The organism is Dysgonomonas sp. ZJ709 (assembly GCF_011039195.1).
Classification (GTDB): domain Bacteria; phylum Bacteroidota; class Bacteroidia; order Bacteroidales; family Dysgonomonadaceae; genus Dysgonomonas.
In genome coordinates this window covers 122,212-130,242 of sequence record NZ_JAAKEM010000010.1, presented here as the reverse complement: position 1 = coordinate 130,242, position 8,031 = coordinate 122,212, and the positions used below count along the sequence as shown (strand labels likewise).

The 8,031-nt window shown below is 30.7% G+C and carries 7 protein-coding genes; all 7 read right to left on the bottom strand.

Going from position 1 to position 8,031, the window contains the following annotated elements:
• Positions 1 to 215 precede the first annotated feature (215 nt).
• A complete protein-coding gene (locus tag G7Y56_RS09140) occupies positions 216 to 1,124 on the bottom strand; it encodes a lanthionine synthetase LanC family protein (protein WP_165042857.1) in 909 nt (302 codons plus the stop codon).
• A 2-nt stretch (positions 1,125 to 1,126) separates the two neighbouring features.
• The gene (locus G7Y56_RS09135; RefSeq protein WP_165042855.1) at positions 1,127 to 2,971 is read right to left on the bottom strand and encodes a glycosyltransferase family 2 protein; all 1,845 of its coding nucleotides are present in this window, start codon (positions 2,969 to 2,971) and stop codon (positions 1,127 to 1,129) included.
• A gap of 72 nt (positions 2,972 to 3,043) precedes the next feature.
• Positions 3,044 to 3,364, bottom strand: a complete 321-nt coding sequence (locus G7Y56_RS09130) for a cysteine peptidase family C39 domain-containing protein (protein ID WP_165042853.1) — start codon at positions 3,362 to 3,364, stop codon at positions 3,044 to 3,046.
• Between the two features lie 103 nt (positions 3,365 to 3,467).
• A complete protein-coding gene (locus tag G7Y56_RS09125) occupies positions 3,468 to 4,811 on the bottom strand; it encodes a radical SAM/SPASM domain-containing protein (RefSeq protein ID WP_165042851.1) in 1,344 nt (447 codons plus the stop codon).
• Positions 4,811 to 6,208, bottom strand: a complete 1,398-nt coding sequence (locus G7Y56_RS09120; protein ID WP_165042849.1) for a DUF4932 domain-containing protein — start codon at positions 6,206 to 6,208, stop codon at positions 4,811 to 4,813. The genes G7Y56_RS09125 and G7Y56_RS09120 overlap by 1 nt, the downstream gene beginning before the upstream one ends.
• 70 nt (positions 6,209 to 6,278) lie before the next feature.
• Positions 6,279 to 6,554: a hypothetical protein gene (locus G7Y56_RS09115; RefSeq protein WP_165042846.1), complete on the bottom strand. Its 276-nt coding sequence runs from the start codon at positions 6,552 to 6,554 to the stop codon at positions 6,279 to 6,281.
• A gap of 657 nt (positions 6,555 to 7,211) precedes the next feature.
• Positions 7,212 to 7,922 (bottom strand): glycosyltransferase family 32 protein, encoded by a 711-nt coding sequence (locus tag G7Y56_RS09110; protein ID WP_165042844.1) that lies wholly within the window; start codon positions 7,920 to 7,922, stop codon positions 7,212 to 7,214.
• Between the last annotated feature and the right edge of the window lie 109 nt (positions 7,923 to 8,031).

Genomic DNA, 8,031 nt, shown 5'->3' with positions numbered 1-8,031 from the left:
ATACCTTATCAACATGAATGGACAGTCGTACAGAGTTAAAGAAACTAAAAAAATGTTACAACCTGATGAAGAATAAATATCTTTAGCCAATCTCATCCGAGACACTTAGTGGTATACTTTTCAATTACTAAGTGGACTACTTTTCAATTATATTATACAATTCTCTAGCAAAAATGGCATTAAATAAACCGGAACCAACTAAAATATAATCATACTTATATTTGGAATTCATATTGTTCTTTAATTAAGCCTAGTCCAATACCTGCTAACCCGTTTTTTAAAGACAAGCTATCTTCTGACAAGTCCATAATCAATTCATCAATAGTTTTTTTTATGCATTGTTGTTTAATACATATTTTTGCAGTGTTACCATAAAGCAAATCCTGCCAGATGTACTTTGTAGAACTATTAGTGATCTTATTTTCATCAATATATGGAATTTTTAGTTTGTTCTTTTCTATAGTTGAGAATCTAATTAATGTTTTAAAATCACTATCGTTAAATAGTTTGTTACCAATACACTCAATAAGTTTTTCATTCAATTTATTCCACAAAGGTAGGGTGTCAAGTTTACAATTTCTAAACTTATCTACTTGAATTAAGGAATATATTATTGAATTTAGCAGGACAAGGGATTTAATTTTTGGATTTGTCAAAATTGAGTCGTTTAAAATAAGAAGTTTATTCATCGCTAATTCACAATCCTTGACAATTTTCATTTTATCTAACCTTGTACAAATGTATAGATCAGACAATTGGAGATCAATACCATATGAAATTTCGTCATATTTGTCTAAATATCTTAATATACGTTCATCCAAATCATTTAGTATTTCATTAGGATCTCCTTCTACAAACTCATTTTTGAGCAAATAATTTATACCCCATCCAATTCCAGACAAACCACTAACCATATCTAGAGAAATATTTTGAAATTGTAATGAGTCGAATACTTGTTCTAGCAATTCTTCTGCATACGAATTGTATATTTGTTTATGCGAGATACGTGCATAATTAAACAAGAATATTGCGATCCCCATTTTTCCGTCTAATAATCCTATTCTTCTTATATTCTGAATATTTAGAACAAATGTATTTGCTATTCTTAGTAGATCTTTTTCCATAGTCAGTTATTGATTTTTTGGAGAATGACCTTTTTGAAGAATGCAATTAAATCTGGCAGGTGATAGTCAAAACTAAACTCATATCGTTGTTTTATAAGATTTTCGCGTAAAGTACTTAACTGTTCGTTATTTTTCAATTGAAAACAAAGATCATTGATATTGTCAAAGAAAACACCTACATTTTTTTGCCTTATGATGCTTTGCATGGCTACAATATGATCAATATTATTTTTTTGAATCATCGGTAAACCCGCAGCAGCTAAACATGTCATTCGTGCCGGAATATTTAGATCATCCCAAGTTGCATTTAATAAGGAGCCATTGTTTTGGCTATCAATGCAATGCAACCAACCTGCATCATATTGAGAAAATTCTTTAACCCAATTTTCAGGAATACAATGAGAATGAAGGTGAATGTAATTTGGAGATAGTTTCTTTATGTAATTAAGATAGTCCATTTTATAATCATGGTAGTTTTCTGTATATATATGTATGTGAATATTTTGTTGAGCTAGAGTCTGTGTATATTCAGGAGAAATACCAACTAATCGACCAGGTATTACTGTGTGTATCTCATTATCTGATTCTGAAAAACGTTTTGAAAAACTGTTTTTAAAGTAATCGATCTTAGGCAGATCTCCATCTAATATGTATGACAACCCTATTTGCGGAATAAATTGTTTATACCATATTCTAATTTCCTCATTAATAAATATATTACCATCAGCATGAGTTATTAGGTATACTAACTCTTTCCATAATCCTTCACGAATGGCGTGATGAGGCCCTTCCTTGAAATGCCAAACAAATGGAATTTCTGGACAATTTACTCTAACTTCATAAGCCAGAGAAATAGCACCCCAATTTAATAAGGCATATATTATGTCGGGTTTAATTTCTTTAATCTTATTTTGATAATTTTCATAAGGGATATCAATAACATTTCCAAAAGGCAGATGCCCGACAGTTGTACTACAATATGTTGGCCACTTGACCCATAGTCCATATAGTTGATGTCCGGCTTCCTCCAAAGCGTAAATTCTATCTGGATGAAATGCAAGTTCACCCACTAACAATATTTTGAGTGAATCTTTTGTCGGTTCTATTTTATTACGAAAATTCTTATAAACCTCTTCCTCATCAATGAATTTAAAATCGGAAATTCGAATTTTAATAGGGTCTTGTACTTTATAAAAACTTCTGTAATGATTTACGCCTCCTCCATATTTTTCAAAGATTAATTTATGTCTTTGGTTAGGGTGATTTGTCCAATAAGAAGAGATTTTGCCAGTCGGTACAAATTCACCTTTGTCTGTCAATTTCTGCCAATACATAAGGAATAAGTTTTCCGTAATCCATTCGCTTCTCTCTAACCATTGATCTTCTGTTTTTATATGTGCCGCCTGCACCAACTGCAGGCTATACCCTTCTCTTAAGCCCAATGTTTCATATTTCTCAGGGTGTGAAACTGTATCATTGAGATCATATTTCATTCCACTATATACTAATGCTATATTTGCTGATTCCTCAAATTTTTCTTTAATATTCTTCAAATGATCGACATAATAAAAATCGTCCGAAGGCAGATAAGCTATATGATTATATTTAGCAATAGCCAAACCTTGATTGATAGCATATCCCATCCCTCTATTTGTCTCATATTTGATGTACACAATTTGAGGATTATCCAAAAAATCTGCTATATACTGGTCTGTATTATCAGTTGATCCATCATTTATAATTATCAGCTCCCATTGTACATACGACTGTTGAAATAAACTAGATATCGCCCTTCTAATGAAACATTCCTGATTATAAGTTGGCATTATTACCGAAAATCCATTCATATTTTAATCTTTTTATAGTAAGCCAAATAAAATATTTGCATTATTGCCGTGATTAAACTATTCGTTCATTTTTTAGTTCCCCCTCATTCCTACTATGATACCGCACTCATTATCAGTAAAATTTGCAAAACGGATATTCACCTTTTGCCTTATCTTTACTTTTTCCGAACGTGTTAACGGTATCTGAGCTTTCCCTATGAAGTCCTTGTTATTATTCGGTATAATAGTAAATACAGCTTCTCCTGTTGTTACATTCTGATTCTTTACCCAATACTTCTCCCGAAAATGTTGCACAGACAAACTTTGACCATGATATTTGGCTATCATAAGCAGACAGTTAGGTCTGCAATCCGTAGCATCGAGTTGATGGTAGGAAGGGAAGGTTCTTTTCATTAAATATTTTTTGTAATCAGTATTATTCAATAAGGTAACTAATATTGTGTGGATTCTACTTGAAAGAATATATAAATCAAAGACTAAAACAAAACTATGATTTTCAGTCTTCTCTATTTTCAATTCCTTGTTCTTTTAGCTTTATATGAATTTTTAAAAAATCTTCTATTTTGCCTTTATAGAAAGTACAACAGTTATTCTTTTTTCCTTCAAATACATTTTCTATTCTTTGTATAGGGCAACCACCATTACATACTGGGAGATATTTACATGCTGAACAACTAGGATCTTCTAATGGGTCCGCCCCATATAGATGCCTGTTTAAAGTAGTTTGATTGACATTCTCCAGCCTTCCTCGTTTATCTAGTCTTCCTATTGCATATTTCTTATTACCAATAATCTCCCAACATTTATAAGCATACCCTTGTGGGTCAAATGATATAGACATTACATTTTTTATAGCGCATTCAATGAAAAATCTTGACGGATATCTAAGGAATGGTGTATGAACCTGATATTTATGATATAAGCCTAATACAAAGTCGGAAACTTCATTAGGAGCAAATAGTAAAGTATGATCTTCATTCAAAGTCTCACATTCGCCCCTGGCCATAACAAATCCAGGTGCAATTCCTTTATTTTTAAAATGTTTGAATCTATTAATTAGATAATTATAAAGCTCTATATATTCATGTGAATTATTTTTAGTTAAATTAATTCTAAATACAACATGAATATTAGATGTATTTAATAGAAGCTCCACATTGTTAAGTACCTTGTTAAATACGTCTTCACAATCAGATGTATATTTAATCTTATTATGTGTATTCTTCAGTCCATCTAAAGTTATTTGTACCTGTTTCACTTCTATATTTTGCATCACTCTAATTGTATTCTCGTCTATATGATAGCCTGTTGTTATTATGTCAGATAATACAGGTTTTTTATAGTTACTTTCTAGTTTATTATAAAACTGTTCCATCTGTGTTAAAGCCATTAACGGCTCTCCGCCAAACCAAGTGAGTTTTAGTTCTGGTTTACTAGGTAGTAGATTTAAATAGTCTATTATCGTGTCCATTACACTTTCTGACATGTAGTCCTCGTCCTTATATTTTTCAAAACAGTAATGACAATTAAAACAACAATTCATAGTTGGAGCAATGGTTAGATGCATACTGGATTGATTAGCTCTCTGTGTTGTAAGAATTGATTTATAATATAAAAATCCATCTAGATCATTTTCTACAATGAACTTCTTAAGTATTAGTATATCATGGAGTTCGCTGTCTATTTCTGATGAAAAAATATTTAATTTGTTTTTTTTTGCATTTAATAAAAATTGAAAAGAATCTTCATCGATTTCAATCAAAGCATTAGACAGCGTACTGTAAATATAAAACTCAGTTCTATCAATGTCAAAAAGAATTGTGTATTTTGATATTTTCATTAGTTACTAGTTTTAAAGGTATATATATAATCCTCTTTTATAGAATATCTTTTTTTAGATTGGAAAAATTCATGATCAAGTTTTATACCATATGACTTTCCTTTTTCAAGTCTATTTTTATCCAATACAATTATAAAAGTATACTCATTTTCCCATGATGGCATAATTGCCCAAGGAATAGGAGTTATATTTTCGTCTATTGGACTCATTCCATGAGCACCAAACATCTGTTCTGAAAAACGTATTTTAATTGTATCCACATTTAATTTGATTGTACTACCTGGAGATGGGAAAATATCTACAATATATGGCTCTCTATTATTAAATTCATTAGATACTTGCTCAAAGTGGTTAGCGGTATAGTTAATAAACCCTATAATTTGGGGCATATAATCATCAATGGTAGTAAACTGTTTTTTATTATTACGAAAATGGTCCATAAAAATAATAGATCTTTCCATCCAAATAAATCCGTCATTTTGATTTTGGCTGATAAGCTTTATATCAGAAAGATTATTTATGGGGTTATCTTGAATGTACATTATTGAAAAAAGGTTGGTAAACCATTCATTAATTGTCGTTTGTGCATTCCCATAGGCAAGTTTACTCATATCTTCCTCTACATAGGAATAAATTATTTGGGCAGCTGAATCAATTTTCTCCCAGTTATTTGATATACGGGGATTAGTATAATTATGAAGGTATTCATGAGCAATTATATACATTAGATTCTTGTTAAATACAGGTATACCTTTTGCGTCCACGACAGAACCAATAACCATTCCATCTCTTTTAATTTCACCAGGTATAGAAAAAGCATAATTATGAGGACCATTACAAAGAGAGACGATTACGATTGGTTTTTGTATATCTCCAAATAGAGATCTAAACCATTCAATATTGAAATCCTTCAGAACTTCGTCCATTTTTTCTTCTGCCAATTTATAGAAACTTGCATGTTGTGCATAAAAACTTCTGAATTTTGTTTTCTGATAGAAATCATTTAGCAACTTGACAAAAGTCTCAAAATTTTGTTCTGTCCATCTGCTATCAGCCTGGCTTATTTCAGATATTTTTACATCTGATTTAACAAGAACTTTGCCGTTTCTCACTTCTAAGAATCCTGTTGCAACTGCAACTGCATCATATCCTATTCCATACTTATTCCTTATCTCTTTGATATAAGAAATAAGTTTATGATTATTATGTTTGATGAAAAAATTATCTATACTATAAGTATAATCAGGAATATCATTGTTTACATATTCTTTTGCATCAGCTAACCGAAAAGCAATACTTGTCAGTTCAAAGCATTCATCTACCCGACTCTTCAATTGAGCTATAGAAATATAAATTGAACTCAATAAGAGGGTAATTAATAAAAAAAATCTTTTCATATCTATATGATTTTTATCTATGGGCGAAATCTAAGTATTTCACCCATAAAATTATTTAAAACCCATTTCTTTAATAAGCTGAACCTCCTCCACAAGAAAAATATTTGCTAAAAAGAGAACAACAACTACTGTAAGAATATCCACTAGCACAATTTGTTCCACTTCCATCACTTTCATAACCGTAAGCAGCACTTGGATTGCATGACACTAGAGAGATTAATCCGCAACTACTATACTTATTACATCCAGTATAACCAGAGCTACAACCTCCCCTGATTTTTTTTAGTTCTTCAGGGCTACACATGCGTCCTTCCTCTAAGATTTTAAGTTTTTTTAATTTTTTCATAATTTTCAATTATTAGTAATTAATACTTATCATATTTAGCCTACTATAATCGGCCATTTAACAGATATTTCTTTAGGGTTTATTAGTAAATTAATGAATACTAGAAATATTCTTTATATAAAACAATAAGGTACCCAACCATTGCTCCATGAAGGTATATTTCATCTATTATATTGTTGTCATGAGCCACATATTATTATATTCGTCAAGGCCATTATAATAGTACACTAGGCATTATATTGAATACACCTCATTTTCAACGACATTATAATACCCTAAGATGATTGTAAGTAATGAGTATGATAAATCGTCAAACTCACGTCACCTGAAATAATATTTAGCTATTACGACATTTCTTAACCACACTAGCCACATGTTCAATGAGAGAGTGGAAGCTCGATATTTTTTTATTCTCTTGCTTTTGGACATCAGATAAGTATCTTAGCTAAGCTTCTTAGGAAATGTTCCTATGATCATATCTCTTATTAAATACACCAAAGATCATTATTTAGTTATTTCAAAAGGAAAACTTAACAGTTATAAATCCATATTTTCTTGCTTTCAACACTACCTTTATTAGGTATCGAAAGGCAAAAATCTTTTCAGATAATTTTATTGCTTAATAGAACAGTAATATGTGCCAATTATCATAAATAATTATTCATTATTTTTCGCCCATTCACTATAATAATAATGAACCGCATATGCTTTTTCCAGACAATCTTCCAACCCTTGCCTTTCTACACCTATTCGGACTTCCTCAGCCTCATATCCACTAAAAGGTGAGACATACTCTGCTGGTATAAGATAGATATCATCTTTCTCTTTTTCTGTCAATGAATCATAAAGACGAATTAAAGCATATGGTCCAGTCGTATTAAATACTGCTGTTTTTTTTAAAGAGTAATTATCATCTACAAGAACTGTTTTGGAAAATACATACCTTACTATTCTTTGCATAAAAGGATGTGTTGGAATACTAAGCATTAATGCATTATTGAAAATACGAAAATAACTGGATATAAAATCTTTTTCCATTGCAAAACAACATGAATGACCTTTTAATAAATCATCCATTGGTTGAATAGACTCATAATCAAAGTCAACATACATGCCTCCAATCTTTTCAAGAATGAGATAACGTATGGCATCCCATCGTTGTACATTAAACGGAAATTTGCAGTATACATACCAATACTGAGGATAATGTTCTTTAATAAATTGATTAATACGCTCATTGTCCCAGAATTCATATTGCCAATCAGGGTAATCGCGTTTCCATGTCTCTCCTAATATTCTAAACTTTTCGGGTAATGGTTCACTTATCCCAGACCATATCTGATGGATAATCTTAGGAATTTCATTCATTTGATTTAGTTTTAAGGTTTTTATTTAATTGATAAATATTCTACTTATAACCAGTAAACTAAAGAATAATACCAGCCCATATTATCGCATCATACTAGATATAAATAAC